Source organism: Gammaproteobacteria bacterium (genome assembly GCA_009845905.1).
Taxonomy (GTDB): domain Bacteria; phylum Pseudomonadota; class Gammaproteobacteria; order Steroidobacterales; family Foliamicaceae; genus Foliamicus.
Genome location: VXYS01000004.1, coordinates 694,212 through 711,176, shown reverse-complemented (window position 1 = coordinate 711,176; position 16,965 = coordinate 694,212). Strand labels below are relative to the sequence as shown.

Genomic DNA, 16,965 nt, shown 5'->3' with positions numbered 1-16,965 from the left:
CATGGGCAATACAGGTTCCCGATCGCCGGACGCCGTCAACTTTCGGATGGACGGATGGCTGTTGCTCTCCGCCGGAACATTGCTGACGGCCGGCTTCATCGCCCTGGCCAGCGCCTCGCTGGAACTGGGCGAGCGCGATTACGGCAATGCTTTCTTCTTCCTGACCCGGCAGGCCATGGCGGCGCTGATCGGACTGTCCGGCGCCGTGCTTGCCTACCGGATTCCTTCCCGCTTCTGGGCGCGCCTGGGGCTTCTGCCGATGCTCCTGGCGATTGCACTGCTGGTCCTGGTGCTGATGCCCGGCATGGGCCGCGAAGTAAACGGCAGTACCCGCTGGCTGACCCTGGGAACACCGATTTCGGTGCAGGTCAGCGAGCCGGTCCGCCTGATGGTGCTGATGTTCGTGGCCGGTTACGCGCAGCGACACGAAGCGGCGCTGCAAAGGGGCATGGGCGCCCTTTTGAAGCCGGTCATCCTGGTTGCGATCGTGGCGGCGCTGCTGCTGGGGCAACCCGACTTCGGCTATGCGGCGCTGATCATGGCCATGACCGTTGGCGTTCTTTTTGTCGCGGGAGCGCGCTACCGCGATGTGAGCGCGCTGGCGCTCGCCTGCGGGGCCGCGTTCGCCGTGCTCGCCTGGACCGCGCCGTACCGGCTCGCCCGCGTGAACACTTTTCTGGACCCGTGGTCCGATCCGCTGCACAGCGGCTGGCAACTGACCCAGTCGCTGATGGCCATCGGCACCGGACACCTGTCCGGGGCGGGACTGGGAGCGGGCGTGCAAAAACTGTTCTACCTTCCCGAAGCCCACACCGATTTCATTTTTGCCGTGATCGCCGAGGAAGCCGGGCTGCTGGGAAGCCTGGCGCTGCTTGCGGTTTTCGCCCTGCTGGTGGCCCGGGTGCTCGCCGTGGCGCGGGCCTCCGCACGGCGCAAGCGCATGTTTCAGGCCTATTTCGCACTTGGCCTGGCCCTGTGCATCGGACTGCAGGTCCTGGTCAATCTGGGCGTGAACATGGGCGTGCTGCCCACCAAGGGCCTTGCGCTGCCCCTGGTCAGCTACGGCCGGTCCAATCTTGTGGTCACCCTCGTATCGCTGGGGATCCTCTTGCGCATCGACCGGGAAAATGCCGCCCTCGAGCCGGGCAGGCCGTCGAGGAGCCGTCGATGAACGCCGGTCCGGTGATGATCATGGCCGGCGGCACCGGCGGGCACGTTTTCCCCGCGCTGGCGGTTGCCAGGGCCCTGTGCGACCGCGGGGTGGACGTGGTATGGCTGGGCAGCCGCCGCGGACTCGAGTCGCGCATCAAACCGCCGGCCGGCGTCGCGATGGAGTGGTTGACGATCTCCGGACTGCGCGGGCGCGGATTCCTGGTGTGGCTGCTGGCGCCCCTCACCGTGGGCCGCGCGGTGCTTCAGGCCTTGCTGATCTTCCGGCGCGTCAGGCCCGGGGTGGCGCTCGGCATGGGCGGTTTCGTTTCGGCGCCCGGGGGCCTGGCGGCCTGGCTTGCCCGCGTGCCGTTGCTGATTCATGAACAGAACACGGTGGCCGGTTACGCCAACCGCCTGCTCGCGCGTTTCGCCCGCCGCGTCCTGTTGGCCTTTCCCGGAGCATTGCCTGCCCACAGGCCCTGCATCGAAACCGGCAATCCGGTTCGCCGGGAATTGCTCAGTCTCGATCCGCCCAGGATCCGGTTCGGTGAACGCACCGGGCCGCTGCGCATCCTGGTACTCGGCGGAAGCCAGGGGGCCAGGATCCTGAACCGAAAAGTCCCCGAGGGTCTGGCGAAGCTGGACGCCGAGTGCACGGTGCTGCACCAGGCCGGCCGCTCGGACACCCGCGAGGTCGAATCCGCCTACCGGCGCCTGGGAGTGAAGTCGAATGTGCGCGAATTCATCGTCGACATGGCGCAGGTATACGCCTGGGCGGATATCGCGGTATGCCGCGCCGGCGCTCTGACGCTGGCGGAACTCAGCGTGGTGGGGCTGGGCGCCATCCTGGTGCCGTTCGCGCTGGCCGCCGACGATCACCAGACCCGGAATGCCCAGCACCTGGTGGGCCGCGGAGCCGCTGCGCTGATCGCGGAGCGGGACCTGTCCGCCGATGCGCTGGCACACGCCGTGGAAGAATTCGCCGCCAATCGCGCCAGCGCCCTGGCGCGCGCCCTGCGCGCCCATGAAATGGCTCGCCCGGACGCGACCGACGACGTCGTGAAAGCCTGTCTGAGGGTGAGGGCCGGGGCATGAGGAAACTGCTGACCGAGCGGGTGCGTTGCATCCATTTCGTCGGGATAGGCGGCGCCGGCATGAGCGGATTGGCCGAGGTGGTGGCCAACCTGGGATACGAGGTGCAGGGATCGGACCGGTTTTCGGGCCGGGCCACGCGGCACCTGGAGAGCCTGGGTGTGAAGGTGTTTTACGGTCACCGCGCGTCCCAGGTGGGCAACGCGGACCTGGTGGTTCGTTCTTCCGCCATCCCGCCCGACAATGTCGAAATCAAGGCGGCCGCCGCGGCCCGATTGCCGGTGGTGGCGCGGGCCGATGTCCTCGCGGAGCTGATGCGCCGGCGCGACGGCATAGCGGTGTCCGGAACGCACGGCAAGACGACCACGGCCCACCTGATCGTGGAAATGCTGGATTGCGCGGGCGAGGATCCTACGTACGTGGTGGGCGGACAGGTGCGCAACGCCATGCGCAGCAAGCTTGGCGCGGGCTCCTGCCTGGTTGCCGAGGCCGATGAGAGCGATGCGTCCTTCCTGCACCTGCAGCCGGTCGTGGCGGTCGTCACCAACATCGATAACGACCACCTGGCCGCCTACGGCGGAAACCTGGAACGCCTCAGGCAGGCCTTCGTGGAATTCGCCCACAATCTGCCGTTCTATGGCCTGTTCCTGGCCTGCGCCGACGACCCCGGCGTGGCCGAGATCCTGCCGAGGGTGCAGCGCCGGATCCGCACCTACGGCTTTTCGCCGGAAGCGGATTACCGGGGCGTGAAGCTGCGCGGGGAGGGCCTCTGGTCAAGCATGGAGGTCGCGCTGCCCGGCGGGGAGCGCACGGTGGTGACCGTCAATCTCCCGGGTCGGCACAACGCTCTGAATGCGCTGGCGGTCGTGGCCCTTGGCGACGAACTCGGCATCGACATGAAGTTCGTACGCCAGGCGCTGGCGGAATGCCGTCCGCTGCGGCGCCGTTTTGAATTGCTGGGCGATGTCCCGATGAGCGGTGGCCAGGTGACGCTCGTGGACGATTACGCTCATCATCCCCGCGAGGTCGCGGCCACCCTGCAGGCGGCCAGGGAGGCCTGGCCCGGACGCCGCCTGGTGGCGGCCTTTCAACCGCATCGCTATACCCGCACGCGCGATTTGCTGGACGACCTCGCCGCGGTACTGTCCGGCGCCGACCGGGTCCTGGTGACGGAAGTGTATGCAGCCGGAGAATCGCCCATTTCCGGCGCCGACGGCCGGGCGATCTGTCGCGCGATGCGCGCACGGGGGAGCGCCGAGCCGGTATTCGTACCGGACGTAAGGGGCCTGGCGGCAGCCCTTCGAAATATCGTGGCCGACGGAGACGTGGTGCTTACGATGGGCGCCGGCGACATCGGCGCCGAGGCCGCGAGGCTGCCGGCACGGCTGCGCGGGCCCACGATCGCCGTGCGGAAAGGCCGCCGGGAGGGGACGCGATGAGCGCCGCTACCGCCCGTTCTCAAGGCCCGGACTTTCAAGCCCTGCGTGGGCGACTGTCTCATGACGAACCCATGTCCAGGCACACCCACTGGCGGGTGGGCGGTCCCGCCCGGCTGTTTTTCGTACCCGCGGACCGGTCCGACCTGGCGGAATTCCTGCGCGCACTGGATCCGGCGCTGCCGGTCCATTTTGTCGGCATGGGCAGCAATCTCCTGGTTCGCGATGACGGAATCCAGGGGGCCGTAGTGTCCCTGGGGCGGGCATTTCGGGAGCTGAAACGAACGGAATCGAGCGTCGGGGCCGGTGCGGGCCTGCCGTGCACGGCGCTGGCGAAGGCGTGCTCGTCATGGGACCTGGGGCCGGCCGATTTCTTTGCCGGAATACCGGGCACGGTGGGCGGCGCCCTGGCGATGAATGCCGGTGCCTTCGGCGGAGAAACCTGGGACAGCGTGCGGTCGGTGGAAACGCTGGATCGCGGCGGCAATGAACACAGCCGTCCGCGCGGCCAGTACCGTCCCGGATACCGGCAGCTTGACGGTCCCGCCGACGAGTGTTTCCTGATGGCGCACTTCGAGTTCGAGGCCGCCCCGCAGACGGGCAGGATCCGTTCCTTGATGGCCGAGCGCCGCCGGCGTCAGCCGCTTAACCTGCCCAGCTGCGGCTCGGTCTTCCGCAATCCTCCCGGCGGTTTTGCCGGTGAATTGATCGAACGGGCCGGATTGAAGGGAATGCGCCAGGGCGCGGCCGAAGTCTCGACCAAGCACGCCAATTTCATCGTCAATCATGGCGGCGCCACGGCCGCCGACATCGAGCGCCTGATTCTCAGGATTCAGGCCACTGTCCGGGAATCCTCGGGAGTGGCGCTGGAACCGGAGGTCCGGATCCTGGGCGCCGGGCCGGAGGCCGCGGCATGAGCGGGCCGCTGCGCCATGAAATAGCCGGCGCGGCCGAATTCGGCCGGGTCGCCTTGCTGTTGGGCGGGGATTCCGCCGAACGCGAGATTTCGATCCTCACCGGAGAGGCGGTGCTTGGAGCGCTGCGCGCCCGGGGAGTGGATGCCGAGCCGGTGGACGCTTCCGGCGCCGCGCTGGTGGCGGCGCTGCAGGGCGGCGGCTACGACCGCGTGTTCAACGCCCTGCATGGACCCGGAGGCGAAGACGGCGTGGTGGCCGGGCTGCTCGAACTGCTTGGATTGCCCTACACCGGCAGCGGCCATTCGGCGCTTGCGGTCTCCATGGACAAACACGTGAGCAAAGGGGTATTCGCCCACGCCGGACTGCCCACGCCCGAATGGCGCATGGTCCGCGACCTGCCCGATGCCGAACGGTCGGCGAACGAGCTGGGCTATCCGGTCGGATTCAAGCCGAACAATCAGGGATCCAGCTTTGGTATTTCGCGGGTGAACGGGGCCTCGGGAGTGGCCGCCGCGTTTGCCTTCGCAGCCCGCTACGGCGAAGACGTGATGGTCGAAGCCTGGATCGAAGGCGCCGAGTACACGGCGAGCATGCTGCAGGGGGAGATGCTACCCGTGATCCGCATCGTCCCGCCCGACACGAAGTTCTACGACTTCCACACCAAGTATGAGAGCGATGAAACGCGCTACGTTTGCCCCAGCGGACTGGATCGGAAACAGGAAGCGGAGGTCAACCGAATGGCCGAACGGGCCATCCGGGAATTGAATGTCAGCGGCTGGGCCCGCGTGGACCTGATGTGCGACCGCAGCCGGGCCTTCTCGGTGCTGGAAGTGAACGCCGTTCCGGGCATGACTACGCATAGCCTGGTGCCAATGGCCGCGGCGCAGGCGGACATTTCCTTCGACGAGTTGTGCTGGCGGATTCTCGAGACCAGCTTTGACCGGGGCGCCGCCGGCGGTGGGAACTGAGATGAGAAGGACCCGAAAGCGCCGCAGGAGGATCGCATCCCCGATCCTGGCCGGGCTGGTTCTCTGCACGGTGGCCGCCTTCAGCCTGCCCGGACTGAACCGGGTGCCCATACGAACGGTGCAGATTCACGGTGAGATTCATCATGTGAGCCAGGAGGACCTGCAGGCGCTGATCGTGCCCTTCACGTCCTGGGGATGGCTGCGTTTGCCGGCGGAACGGCTCAGCCTGCGGCTGGAGGAACTCAACTGGGTCGCTACCGCCCGGGTGCGCCGGGAATGGCCCCTGGACGTGAGCATCGTGATTACCGAGCGCCGGCCCGTCGCCCGCTGGGGGCGGGAAGCGCTGCTTGACGAGTCCGGCGAGGCCTTTGATCCCGGCGGCCCGATCAACCGGACCCTGCCGCTTCTCGAGGGGCCCGGGGGGACCGAAAAAGTGATGCTGGATCGCTACCGGGCTTTTTCCGCGCGGCTGGGCGCCCGCTCGCTGGCGCTGGACGAACTGCGCCTGGATCCGCGTGGCGCATGGAGCCTCGGCCTGCGGGACGGACCGCAACTCCGCCTGGGCGCCGAATCGGTCGATCTCAGGCTCGAGCGGGCCCTGATGGCCCTGGATGAACTGACCGCGGAACGGGCAACGGAGATCGCCTATCTGGACTTGCGCTACCCGAACGGATTCGCCGTGGCCTGGCGCAACGTCAACACCGCCGCGCGCAGGCAAGGAGGAAGATCGCCATGACACGAAGACGCGACCAGGAAATCGTGACCGCGCTCGATATCGGCACCTCCAAGGTGGCCGCCATCGTGGCCGCGGTCGATGAGGAGTCCAGGGAACTTGAGATTCTGGGCTTCGGCTCAAGCCCGTCGCAGGGCATGAAGCGCGGCTCGGTCGTGAACATCGAGGCAACGGTGCGCTCGATCGACCAGGCCGTCGGCGAAGCGGAGCTGATGTCCGGGGTGCAGATCGGCGAAGTGATCGTGGGCATTTCCGGGGACCACGTTCAAAGCCTTACGTCCCACGGAATTGTCGCGGTGCGCGGCGACGAAGTCTCGGAATCGGACGTCGCGCGCGTCATAGAGGCGGCCCGCGCGGTGGTCGTGCCCTCGGACAAACGCGTGCTGCACGTCCTGCCGCGGGACTACGTGGTCGACGATCAGGACGGGATTCTTGATCCCACCGCCATGTCGGGCGTGCGCCTCGAGGCGCATGTCCATATCATCACAGTCGGGGAGAGCGCCGCGCAGAACATCGAGAAATGCGTTCGCCGCTGCGATCTGCGCGCCGGGCGCATCGTGCTCGAACATCTCGCCTCGGGTACCGCCATTCTTACCGAAGACGAGATGCAGCTCGGCTGCTGCGTGCTCGACATCGGCGCGGGCACGACCGACATCGCCGTGTTCGAAGGCGGCTCGATCCGCTTCACCCACGTCATTCCGATCGCCGGCGACCAGGTGACCTACGACATCGCTCAATCCCTGCGGACCCCGACCCCGGCAGCCGAGCAGTTGAAGATCCGCTATGCCTGCGCCCTGGCCCAGATGGTGGAGGAAGACGAGGAGATCGAGGTGGTCAGCGTCGGTGACCGGCCGCCCCGCAAGCTGTCCCGGCAGGCCCTGGCGCGGGTCGTGGAGCCCCGCTACGAGGAACTCTTCCAGTTGGTTCACAACGTGCTGCACCGTGGCGGTTACCTCGAAAGCGCGGCGGCGGGCGTGGTGCTCACGGGGGGCACTTCGGCAATGCCGGGCGCCGTGGAACTGGCCGAGGAAGTATTGAACGTGCCGGTCCGCCTGGGATACGCGCAGCGGGCCGGGGGCATGAAGGAAGTCGTAAGCAATCCGGCCCACGCGACGGGCGTCGGCCTGTTGCTGTACACACTCAAACCGCGCGACGAAGGCGCGGCTGCCGGGTCCAGGTCCCGAAAGGGCGGCCTGCGCTCGGCATTCAAGTGGATCAAGGGTCAATTCTGACCAATTGCGAAGGAGCACCGTAATGGAGGCAAAAGACATGAACATAAGGCTGGTGAAGTCCGAACCCGGATCGACGCCGCGGCTGAAAGTCGTGGGTGTGGGCGGGGCCGGCGGCAACGCGGTCAACGAGATGGTCAAGTCCAACGTCCGCAACGTGCAGTTTGTCGCGATCAACACCGACGAACAGGCCATGTCCAACTCGGGCGCGGACGTCAAGCTCACGATAGGGCGCGCGGTGACCCAGGGGATGGGCGCGGGCTCGGATCCCGGCAAGGGCCGGGAGGCCGCCCTGGAGGACGAAGACCGGATGAAGGCGGTCATGGATGGCGCCGACATGATTTTCGTGGCCGCGGGAATGGGCGGCGGGACCGGAACCGGCGCCGCCCCGGAGGTCGCGCGCCTGGGCCGGGAGTGCAACCTCCTGGTCGTCGGCGTGGTGACGACCCCGTTCGATTTCGAGGGGCCCGCCAGGACCCAGATTGCCGGCGAAGGGATCGGTGCGCTGCAGGAACACGCCCATTCCCTGATCACCGTCCCGAACGAAAAGCTGTTCGATTATTTCTGCGATCAGGGCGAAGGCGACGTGACCATGGAGGAGGCCTTCAGCGAGTCCAACAAGGTATTGCGCAACGCCGTGCGCGGCATTGCCGAATTGCTGACCTGCCCAGGCCGGATCAACGTGGATCTCGCCGACGTCCGCAAGGTGATGCAGGAGCCCGGAAGGGTAGTGATCGGGGCCGGCGAGGCCTCCGGACAGGACCGGGCGCGCGAGGCGCTCGAGCACGCGATGCAAAGCCCGTTGCTCCAGGGCGTGGACGTGCGTGACGCCCGCGGACTGCTGGTCAACATCACCCACGGCAATGACCTGGGCATGCGCGAGTTCAAGTCCCTGGGCGACTCGCTGCAGAACATGCTGGCCCGCGAGGGCATGGTCAAGTTCGGCGAGGTGGTCAACGAGTCGATGAAGGGCGCGGTGCGGGTTACGCTGGTAGCCACCGGCCTGAGCGCGTCCGAGGGCGCGCGAGAGGAAGCGACGCAGGCCGGCGGACCGGTTCGCCGGGCCGAGCCGCGCGGCAACAGGGACTTCGGGTCCGCAAAGGACGGCCCGGGGACCGGCGCGAAGAAGCGGAGCATCCTCGGCCTGTCCCAGCAACCCAGCTACGAAGGCCTGGAACGCCCGGCCGTGATGCGGGTTCGCGCCGGAGGCGGCGCACGCGGCCGTGAAGTCTTCAATCCGGTGCCCACGCACCTGCGCAAGCAGGTGGACTAGCGGGAAGGGGGTCAATTTTCCCGCCATCCACGGGAACACCCGCAGACGCCGCGCGCCCGCGCGGCGACAGATTGGTCGCGTACGCGGAGCCGGTGTAAGATGGCTTCAAGTACCGATTTGCATTTCGCCACGCGCGTGGGCGGAAAAGGGGGGGTTATGCGCGCTCATTACTTACTGTTTTCCCTGTTGATTTCGTTTCCTCTGGCGGCGCAGCAGGAAGACGCTCAGTCCGATGGCGCCTACGGCCTGGTTCTCGAGGAAATCATCGTGACGGCCACGCGCCGCGAGCGGTCCATCATGGAGGTTCCGCTCGCTGTTTCCGCCTATGGCGCGGAGCAGCTCGAACTGAGCGGCGTGACGGACATTCGTGAACTGATGCGCATTGCGCCCAGCCTGACCCTGAACACCGGCCAGGGAGAAACGGTCGGCGCGACGGCGAGAATCCGGGGCATCGGCACCAACAGCGACAATCCGGGCTTCGAGCCTGCTGTGGGCCTGTACGTGGACGGCGTATACCGCAACCGGGCGGGCGTCGGATACAACGAGTTGGGCGCCATTGAACGGGTCGAGATCCTGCGCGGCCCGCAGGGCACTCTGTTCGGACGAAACGCATCGGCCGGCGTCGTAAGCATCATTACGGCGGCTCCCGATACCGAACCTTCGGGATACGGCGATATCAGTGTCGGATCCTATGATTCGACCCGGATCGAGGCCGGCGCCAGCGGAGGCGATGCCGCCAGCGGGATTTCGTTGCGGCTGGACAGCGTCTGGCACAAGCGTGACGGCTTCCTGGAAGACCCCAATTACGACCGGACTTTCAACGATCGCGACCGCCTGTTCGTGCGCGGGCAATTGATGTACGAGCCCAACCCGGACACGACCGTTCGATTGATTGCGGATTACACCAGCCGCGAAGAGGAGTGCTGCGCCGCGGTAGGACTGGTGCGGGGCCCCACGGCGGACATTATTCAGGGCATCTCGTTACTGCAGACCCGCAATCCCGGCATCGTCGGTATCGCATTCGATCCGTATGACCGCAAGGCCACGGTGAGCGCCGGTTCCGGCTACTACCAGGGCATGGACGAAACCGGCGTGTCGGTGGAGATCAACACCAGCACCGGCCTGGGGCGCGTGACCAGCATCACGGCGATCCGGGACTGGCAGACGGAGCGCGGAATGGACATCGATTTCTCCGTCGTCGATATCGGCGAGCGTCCCCATGGGGAATCCGCCACGGGTTTCGAGACCTTCACGCAGGAAATTCGCATCAACGGCGAGGCCGGCGCGGTGGACTGGCTGGTGGGCGCCTTCTACGCCAACGAGGATCTGGACTACACCGACGTCCTGGAGTTCGGCGTCGGCTATTCGCCCTACGCCAATGCGATCGGCGGCGCGACCGCGAACGCGGTGGGCGCGGGCTTCGCGCAACTGGGCGCGGGGGCTGCGGCGTTCGAGTGGGGCGCACAGCAACTGGCCATGGGCGCCGCGGGCTACGCGGCCGGTCTTGCGCCCTTCCTGCCACCGGGTTTTGCGGTCCCGCAGCCGACCGCCACCCTGCCGCCGTTTCCGGCATTTCCGTTTAGTCCGTGGACCAGCTACGAGCAATACTCCGGGGGCGCGTTCTACGGTAATGGTTCCCGCGACGATTTCGAGCAGAATTCCGAAAGCTGGGCGCTGTTCACGCATAACAGCATTGCGATGGCCAACGACTTCGAACTGACCGTGGGACTGCGCTACACGTCGGAGAGCAAGTCGATCGACGCCAACCTGCAATCGACCGACCAGGTTTGCCGGCCCTTTTCCGGGCAGGTGCTCGGATATTTCCAGTCCATGCAGGCCTATCTTGGCGGTCTGCAGGCGTATGCGGGCGGCGTGAACCAGTACCTGCAGCAACTCAACGGTTTTGTCCAGCAGGCGACCCAGGCAATTCCCAACCCCATTGCCCAGGCGGCGATCACCAACGGCGCGGCGGCTGTCGCAGCCGGTTACCAGGAGCTGCTGCCCAACCTCGCCGGGCTGGCGCAGGGAGGCCAGGCGCTGCTGGTCAATCCGGACGTGAACGCGGGCATCGGAACCATGACGGCCTTTGCGTGCATCCCGTTCGTGGACCCGAGCCTTGACGGAAGGTATTCCGGCTCCCAGGACGAGAACGAGATCTCCGGCACGGTGCGGCTGTCCCGCCAGGTCGGCGACTACCTGGTATACGGCGGCTACGCGCGGGGCTACAAGGCCGGCGGCTTCAACATGGACCGCACCGGCTTGATCAGCCCCATCCTCACCCTGCTCACGACCGGGCGCGCCAACGTGCCGGGCGTGCACGAGTGGGCATTCCAGCCCGAGACCGTCGACGCCTTCGACCTGGGTGCGAAGTTCGAGTTCGAGAACCGGCGCGCCATGATGGACGTCAACCTCTTCTACGAGAAATTCGACGGTTTCCAGCTTACGACGTTTACCGGCCTGGCCTTTGAGGCGCTGAACATTCCGGAAGTGACCAGCCAGGGTGTCGAGATCGAGGCGCGCGGCGTCGTTATCGGCGGGGTTGAAATATACGGCGGCGTAACCTACGCCGACGTCAAGTACGGCGAGGGACCCGAATACGGGGTGCGGTCCGGTCAACGGATGACGCACGCGCCGGAGTGGACCGGCGTGGTCGGCGCCACCATGCGCTTTCCCATAGGCGCGCTGGAGGGCGCCTTTCACGTGGATGCCCGCTATACCAGCGAGCACAACACGGGCTCCGATCTGGACATCGAAAAGCAGCAGGATGCCTTCACGGTGGTCAACGCCAGGCTGATGCTGACCCGTCCGGGCTCGCCGCGCTGGACCATCGATCTGTGGGCGCGCAATCTGTTGGACGAGGAGTATTTCATTACGGCCTTCGACGCGCCCTTGCAGGGTAGCGGCACGGGACCGGGATCCACGCAGACATTCAACGCGTTTCTCGGCAGTCCGCGCGAATACGGAGTGAGCGTCCGCTACGAGTTCTGACTAATCGCTTGCGCTTCCTCGCCCTTCGTTCGTCTCCCTCCTCGTGGGAGACGCCATCCTGGCTCGGTTCTCGCTGTCCCTGCTTCAACGCTCCCACGAGGAGGGGGACGAACGAAGGGCTTAAGTCTGACGCCTCCTCCGTCCCGCGGCTTGCTTTATTCCGAAAAATGCCGATAATTCGGTAACTTATGGGTGATTCCATCCGGCAAGCGCTTGTCCGGCAACGAACCCTGCGCGGCACTGTCACGGTTTGCGGCATAGGCCTGCACAGCGGTCGAAAGGCGCAAATGACACTACGCCCCGCCGCTCCGAACAACGGAGTGGTGTTTCGGCGGGCCGACCTTGCGGACGCGCCGGACATTCCGGCGCGCCACGACTTCATCGTCGATACCCGGCTTGGAACGACGCTGGGGAGCGGCAATGCGCGGGTGGCGACGGTGGAGCACCTGCTGTCCGCCCTGGCCGGAATCGGCATCGACAACGCCTGGGTCGATCTGGATGGCCCGGAGGTGCCGGCGCTGGACGGCAGCGCTTCGGCTTTCGTGCTGCTCGTGGAAGAAGCGGGTGTCGAGCGGCAGGAGACGCCCAGGACCTATATCCGGGTGCTCGAGGAGGTCCGGGTGGAACAGGGCCGGCATTGGGCGGCGCTCCTGCCCGGCGAGGGCTACACGCTTTCCTACCGGGGGGATTTCGCTCATCCCGCGTTCACTCGAGGCGGACAGGCTCACGAATTCGAGTTTTCGGCCGGCGGCTATATCGAACAGATAAGCCGCGCGCGCACCTTCGGTTTCCTCCACGAGGTGGCGGCCATGCGCCGGCATGGCCTGGCCCTGGGCGGCGGTTTGCACAATGCCGTGGTGTTCGACGACTACCGGGTTGTGAACGAGGGTGGCCTGCGTTACGCAAACGAGCCGATACGGCACAAACTGCTGGATGCGGTGGGCGATCTGTCGCTGCTCGGCCGGCCCCTGATCGGCCGGTACCGGTGCTTCGGGTCGGGGCACACTCTCAACGCGCGCCTGATGACGGAACTGATGCAGCGTTCTTCCGCCTGGGAGGAGGTAAAGGGGGTCTCCCGCGCCGCGGACGGGTCGCGCAGTCGCGATGCTGCCGGCCGGTTCGACAGCCTTACAGGGCTAACCTGATGCGTACGCGCCTGACCGGCCAGCCGCCGTTGCCTGCGGCCCGTTCCATATTGCCGGCCTCGAATCTCAGGCGGGCGGCCCATTCGGGAGCGGCGGCGAATATCGTCAGCGTGCCGCCCGGATCGAGGTCGCTGCCGGCAAAGCCTTCACGCAGGCCGGGTTGCAGCGATTCGCGCAGCAGGTCGGCCAGCGCCACCTGGGCGCGGGCCTGCTCCGCCAGATCGCCGAGCGCGGACTCCAGACTTTCCGGTCGGCTCTTTCGCGGCGGCTTTCGAATCGTGCGCATGTCGTAGAATCCCTACCTTGCGATATTGCCATGAGCTCGATTACCCGAAACCTGTTGCTGAACCGTAACCTGATCTGGGCCTTCGCCCTGGTTGCCAGTTCGGCCGGAAGCTATCTCGCCGGGAGCCTTTTGCAGGACCGGGCGATGCCGTCCGTGGTTGCCCGTCTGGACAAGCTGCAGACCACGCTGGTGGCGCAGAACGCAGAATTTCAGGAGGCCCGTGCGAACGCGGAGCGCCGGATCGCCGTCATGGCGGCCCGGGTCGAGGAAATGAAAGCGGCGTTGGTGCAGATGGAAACCTGGCAGACCTCGCTTGAGGAAATGGGCGGCGAAGCCCCATTCAAGCCGGTGAGCGCCGACATCTCCAGCCCTGCGCTGGGCTATGAGGGCGAGGTCGCCGGCGAACGGGTGGATCTGATCGCCGAACTCAACCTCCTGACGGCCCGGATGAACCAGCGGTTCAAGGAGTTGCAGGGCGTGGCCGACGCGCTTACCCGGGAAGGCGCTGAATCCATGTATGCGCCTTCGGGCTGGCCGGTGGATTCGCGCCGCATCACCTCGTATCGCGGTTTCCGCAAGGATCCGTTCTCCGGCAGGCGGCAATGGCATGACGGCGTGGATATCGACGGCGCCATGGGCGACCCGATATACGCCGTGGCGCCGGGCGTCGTCACCTGGTCAGGCCGCCGAAGCACGTTCGGGGAGTTGGTGGAAATAAGTCACGCCGGCGGCTACGTTACCCGCTATGCGCACAACTCCCTCAATCTCGTGGCGGTGGGCGATTATGTGCAGCGAGGCCAGGAGATCGCCCGAATGGGCCGCAGCGGGCGGGTAACCGGCAGCAGCCTGCACTTCGAAGTCTTGCGCAACGGCGTTTCCGTGAACCCGGTTGATTTTCTCCGCAGAACTCCCTGACCCCTCCACCACCGATTTAGCCTCAAGGCCCTAGTCTGTGAATCCGCTGCAATGGATCATGGGCAGCCGCAATCAGCGGATGCTGTCGCGGTACGAGAAAGTCGCCCGGCGCATCAATGCGCTGGAGCCGGAACTCGGAAAGTCGTCCGACGCAAAACTGAGGGAACGCGCCTCGGCCCTGCGCCGCCGCGCCCGTGACGGACAGGATACGGAAGAACTGCTGCCGGAAGCCTATGCCCTGGTGCGGGAAGCGAGCGTGCGAACCCTCGGCCTGCGGCACTTTGACGTGCAGTTGATCGGTGGCATTGCCCTGCACGAAGGCAAGATCGCGGAAATGCGCACCGGCGAGGGCAAGACGCTGGTCGCGACCCTGCCGGCCTTCCTCAATTCCCTGGCGGGCGAGTGCGTACACATCGTTACCGTCAACGACTATCTGGCGCGGCGCGACGCCGAGTGGATGGGACCCGTTTACCGTTTTCTGGGATGCACGGTGGGCGCGGTCGTCAGCCAGCAGGCTCCCGAGGAAAAGCGCGAGGCCTACCGCTGCGATGTGTGCTACGGCACCAACAACGAATTCGGGTTCGACTACCTGCGCGACAACCTGGCGCTGCGCGACGAGGATCAGGCGCAGCGGGGACTGCGGTACGCCATAGTCGACGAGGTCGATTCCATCCTGATCGATGAGGCGCGCACCCCGCTGATCATCTCGGGACCCGCGGAGGAAAGCACCGAACTCTACCGGCGCATGAACCTGGTCGCGCCCCGCCTGAGAAAGCGGGAGCAGGAGGACGGACCGGGAGACTTCACGCTCGACGAGAAAGCCAAGCAGGCCTACCTGACCGACGAGGGCCACGAGCGCGTCGAGACGCTGCTCATCCAGGCGGGGCTGATCGAGGCCGGCGCGAGCCTGTACGACGCGGCCAACGTGCGCCTCATGCACCACCTTACCGCCGCGCTCAGGGCCCGCCACCTCTTCAAGCGCGACGTGGAATACATCGTTCGCGACGGCGAGGTGATCATCGTGGACGAGTTTACCGGCCGCACGATGCCGGGGCGGCGCTGGTCCGATGGACTGCATCAGGCCATCGAGGCAAAGGAGAAGGTGGCGGTGCGCCAGGAAAACCGCACCGTGGCGTCGATCACGTTTCAGAACTACTTCCGGATGTACGAAAAGCTGGCCGGCATGACCGGCACCGCCGACACCGAAGCGTACGAGTTCCAGCAGATCTACGGCCTGGAAGTCGTGGTCATTCCGACCCATATGAAAATGATTCGCCGCGACGATCCGGACCTGGTCTTTCTTACCGCCGGCGACAAATTCGACGCGGTGGTCGAGGACATTCAGGAAAGCAGGGACCGGGGCCAGCCCGTGCTGGTGGGAACCGCCTCGATCGAGACATCGGAACTGCTGTCCGGCATGCTGAAGGGCGTGCGGATTCCCCACCAGGTGCTGAATGCCAAGCATCACGCCAGGGAGGCGCAGATCATCGCCGAAGCCGGCCGTCCGGGCGTGGTGACCATCGCCACCAACATGGCGGGCCGCGGGACCGACATCGTTCTGGGCGGGAACCTGGAAGCCGAATTGAAGGGACTGGGCGACGAAGCCCCGGACAACGAGAAGGGCGCCCTCAGGGAGGACTGGAAAAAGCGCAACCGGCGAGTGATCGAAGCCGGCGGGCTGCGCATCGTGGGTACCGAGCGCCATGAATCCCGGCGCATAGACAATCAGTTGCGGGGGCGTTCCGGACGCCAGGGCGACCCCGGCGCATCGCGTTTCTATATCTCGCTGGAAGACAGCCTGATGCGGATCTTCGGCGACCCGAAACGCACGCAGGGAATGCTCTCATCGGTCGGCATGCGCGAAGGGGAGGCGATCGAGAGCAAGCTCCTTTCGCGCCAGATCGAGCGCGCCCAGCGCAAGGTGGAGGCGCACAATTTCGACGTCCGCAAGCAGTTGCTGGAATACGACGACGTCGCCAACGACCAGCGCCGGGTCGTGTACGAGCGGCGCGACGAACTGCTGGGCTCGGGCGACGTCAGCGACATCGTCGCGGGCATGCGTGACGAGATGGTGCAGGACCTGGTGGCGCAACACATGCCCGAGGACGCCGCCGACGAGGACTGGGACCCGGCCTCGCTGGAGAAAGCCCTGTCGCTTGAACTGGGCGCGGATGCGCCGGTAACCGAATGGCTCGGGGCCAGCCCCGAGCTGTCGCCGGACGGGGTGGCCGGGCGGGTCAACGACGAGCTGGACCGGCTCTACCGGGAGAAGACCGCTCCGGTCGCGCCCGACGTCATGCGCCACATCGAGCGCGTGGTCCTGCTGCAGCAACTGGATCATCACTGGAAGGAACACCTGGCGGCGATGGACTATCTGCGCCAGGGAATCCACCTGCGGGGCTATGCGCAAAGGAATCCCAAGCAGGAGTACAAGCGCGAAGCCTTCGAGATGTTCACCGAAATGCTCGGCATGGTTGCCCGGCAGGTCACGGTGACGCTATGCCGGGCGCAGTTCTCGGCCGCGGACAAGCCCGTTGCGCAGGCCCCGGCGCCCAGCAGGAAGCTGCAACTGCAGCACGATGAAGCCTCGGCGTTGGCCGCTCCCGCAGCCCGTCAGCCTGCCCGACCGCAGGCGCCCGCAACCCGCGGCCCCCGCCGCCCGCCCGCCGCGAGGGACATGCCCTCGCCCCCGGCGCCGGTCCAGACCTATCGGCGCGCCCGGCCCCGGGTGGGCCGCAACGATCCGTGCCCCTGCGGCTCCGGCAAGAAGTACAAACGCTGCCACGGCGCAATCAGCGCCGACGCCTGAATCGGAAGAAGACCCCGGGAAC

At 66.4% G+C, this 16,965-nt stretch carries 13 protein-coding genes; 12 read left to right on the top strand and 1 reads right to left on the bottom strand.

The genetic code is table 11. The features are described from left to right. The first annotated feature begins 1 nt into the window (after position 1). From ftsW to F4036_04615, 10 genes are all read left to right on the top strand, one after another. On the top strand, positions 2 to 1,171 hold the full coding sequence (ftsW, locus tag F4036_04660; protein ID MYK37035.1) for a putative lipid II flippase FtsW: 1,170 nt from the start codon (positions 2 to 4) through the stop codon (positions 1,169 to 1,171). Then, positions 1,168 to 2,247: an undecaprenyldiphospho-muramoylpentapeptide beta-N-acetylglucosaminyltransferase gene (gene murG, locus F4036_04655; GenBank protein MYK37034.1), complete on the top strand. Its 1,080-nt coding sequence runs from the start codon at positions 1,168 to 1,170 to the stop codon at positions 2,245 to 2,247. The genes ftsW and murG overlap by 4 nt, the downstream gene beginning before the upstream one ends. Further along, a complete protein-coding gene (locus F4036_04650; GenBank protein ID MYK37033.1) occupies positions 2,244 to 3,683 on the top strand; it encodes a UDP-N-acetylmuramate--L-alanine ligase in 1,440 nt (479 codons plus the stop codon). The genes murG and F4036_04650 overlap by 4 nt, the downstream gene beginning before the upstream one ends. Then, positions 3,680 to 4,597 carry a UDP-N-acetylmuramate dehydrogenase gene (gene murB / locus F4036_04645; GenBank protein MYK37032.1) on the top strand — a complete coding sequence of 306 codons (918 nt, stop codon included), beginning with the start codon at positions 3,680 to 3,682 and terminating at the stop codon, positions 4,595 to 4,597. The genes F4036_04650 and murB overlap by 4 nt, the downstream gene beginning before the upstream one ends. Next, positions 4,594 to 5,565, top strand: a complete 972-nt coding sequence (locus F4036_04640; GenBank protein MYK37031.1) for a D-alanine--D-alanine ligase — start codon at positions 4,594 to 4,596, stop codon at positions 5,563 to 5,565. The genes murB and F4036_04640 overlap by 4 nt, the downstream gene beginning before the upstream one ends. A 1-nt stretch (position 5,566) precedes the next feature. Further along, complete coding sequence (locus F4036_04635) at positions 5,567 to 6,301, top strand: FtsQ-type POTRA domain-containing protein (protein ID MYK37030.1); 735 nt, start codon at positions 5,567 to 5,569, stop codon at positions 6,299 to 6,301. Beyond that, positions 6,298 to 7,530, top strand: a complete 1,233-nt coding sequence (gene ftsA / locus F4036_04630) for a cell division protein FtsA (GenBank protein MYK37029.1) — start codon at positions 6,298 to 6,300, stop codon at positions 7,528 to 7,530. The genes F4036_04635 and ftsA overlap by 4 nt, the downstream gene beginning before the upstream one ends. A 22-nt stretch (positions 7,531 to 7,552) precedes the next feature. Then, on the top strand, positions 7,553 to 8,800 hold the full coding sequence (ftsZ, locus tag F4036_04625) for a cell division protein FtsZ (GenBank protein MYK37028.1): 1,248 nt from the start codon (positions 7,553 to 7,555) through the stop codon (positions 8,798 to 8,800). Positions 8,801 to 8,899: 99 nt separating this feature from the next. Beyond that, positions 8,900 to 11,788 (top strand): TonB-dependent receptor, encoded by a 2,889-nt coding sequence (locus tag F4036_04620; GenBank protein MYK37027.1) that lies wholly within the window; start codon positions 8,900 to 8,902, stop codon positions 11,786 to 11,788. Between the two features lie 188 nt (positions 11,789 to 11,976). Beyond that, complete coding sequence (locus F4036_04615; GenBank protein MYK37026.1) at positions 11,977 to 12,933, top strand: UDP-3-O-acyl-N-acetylglucosamine deacetylase; 957 nt, start codon at positions 11,977 to 11,979, stop codon at positions 12,931 to 12,933. Here F4036_04615 and F4036_04610 read toward each other — a convergent pair. After that, the gene (locus F4036_04610; protein MYK37025.1) at positions 12,917 to 13,219 is read right to left on the bottom strand and encodes a hypothetical protein; all 303 of its coding nucleotides are present in this window, start codon (positions 13,217 to 13,219) and stop codon (positions 12,917 to 12,919) included. The genes F4036_04615 and F4036_04610 overlap by 17 nt on opposite strands. Before the next feature lie 30 nt (positions 13,220 to 13,249). Here F4036_04610 and F4036_04605 point away from each other — a divergent pair, with 30 nt between their 5' ends. Further along, on the top strand, positions 13,250 to 14,134 hold the full coding sequence (locus F4036_04605; GenBank protein MYK37024.1) for a M23 family metallopeptidase: 885 nt from the start codon (positions 13,250 to 13,252) through the stop codon (positions 14,132 to 14,134). 58 nt (positions 14,135 to 14,192) lie between these two features. Next, the gene (gene secA, locus F4036_04600) at positions 14,193 to 16,943 is read left to right on the top strand and encodes a preprotein translocase subunit SecA (GenBank protein MYK37023.1); all 2,751 of its coding nucleotides are present in this window, start codon (positions 14,193 to 14,195) and stop codon (positions 16,941 to 16,943) included. The last annotated feature ends 22 nt before the right edge of the window (positions 16,944 to 16,965 follow it).

Bases quoted from the DNA above. Each gene is read 5' to 3' on its own strand.
- F4036_04620 (MYK37027.1), top strand. From the start codon at position 8,900: ATGGCTTCAAGTACCGATTTGCATTTCGCCACGCGCGTGGGCGGAAAA.
- F4036_04605 (MYK37024.1), top strand. From the start codon at position 13,250: ATGAGCTCGATTACCCGAAACCTGTTGCTGAACCGTAACCTGATCTGG.
- secA (MYK37023.1), top strand. From the start codon at position 14,193: ATGGGCAGCCGCAATCAGCGGATGCTGTCGCGGTACGAGAAAGTCGCC.
- F4036_04650 (MYK37033.1), top strand. From the start codon at position 2,244: ATGAGGAAACTGCTGACCGAGCGGGTGCGTTGCATCCATTTCGTCGGG.
- F4036_04615 (MYK37026.1), top strand. From the start codon at position 11,977: ATGGGTGATTCCATCCGGCAAGCGCTTGTCCGGCAACGAACCCTGCGC.
- F4036_04640 (MYK37031.1), top strand. From the start codon at position 4,594: ATGAGCGGGCCGCTGCGCCATGAAATAGCCGGCGCGGCCGAATTCGGC.
- ftsW (MYK37035.1), top strand. From the start codon at position 2: ATGGGCAATACAGGTTCCCGATCGCCGGACGCCGTCAACTTTCGGATG.
- murB (MYK37032.1), top strand. From the start codon at position 3,680: ATGAGCGCCGCTACCGCCCGTTCTCAAGGCCCGGACTTTCAAGCCCTG.
- ftsA (MYK37029.1), top strand. From the start codon at position 6,298: ATGACACGAAGACGCGACCAGGAAATCGTGACCGCGCTCGATATCGGC.
- murG (MYK37034.1), top strand. From the start codon at position 1,168: ATGAACGCCGGTCCGGTGATGATCATGGCCGGCGGCACCGGCGGGCAC.
- F4036_04610 (MYK37025.1), bottom strand. From the start codon at position 13,219: ATGCGCACGATTCGAAAGCCGCCGCGAAAGAGCCGACCGGAAAGTCTG.
- ftsZ (MYK37028.1), top strand. From the start codon at position 7,553: ATGGAGGCAAAAGACATGAACATAAGGCTGGTGAAGTCCGAACCCGGA.
- F4036_04635 (MYK37030.1), top strand. From the start codon at position 5,567: ATGAGAAGGACCCGAAAGCGCCGCAGGAGGATCGCATCCCCGATCCTG.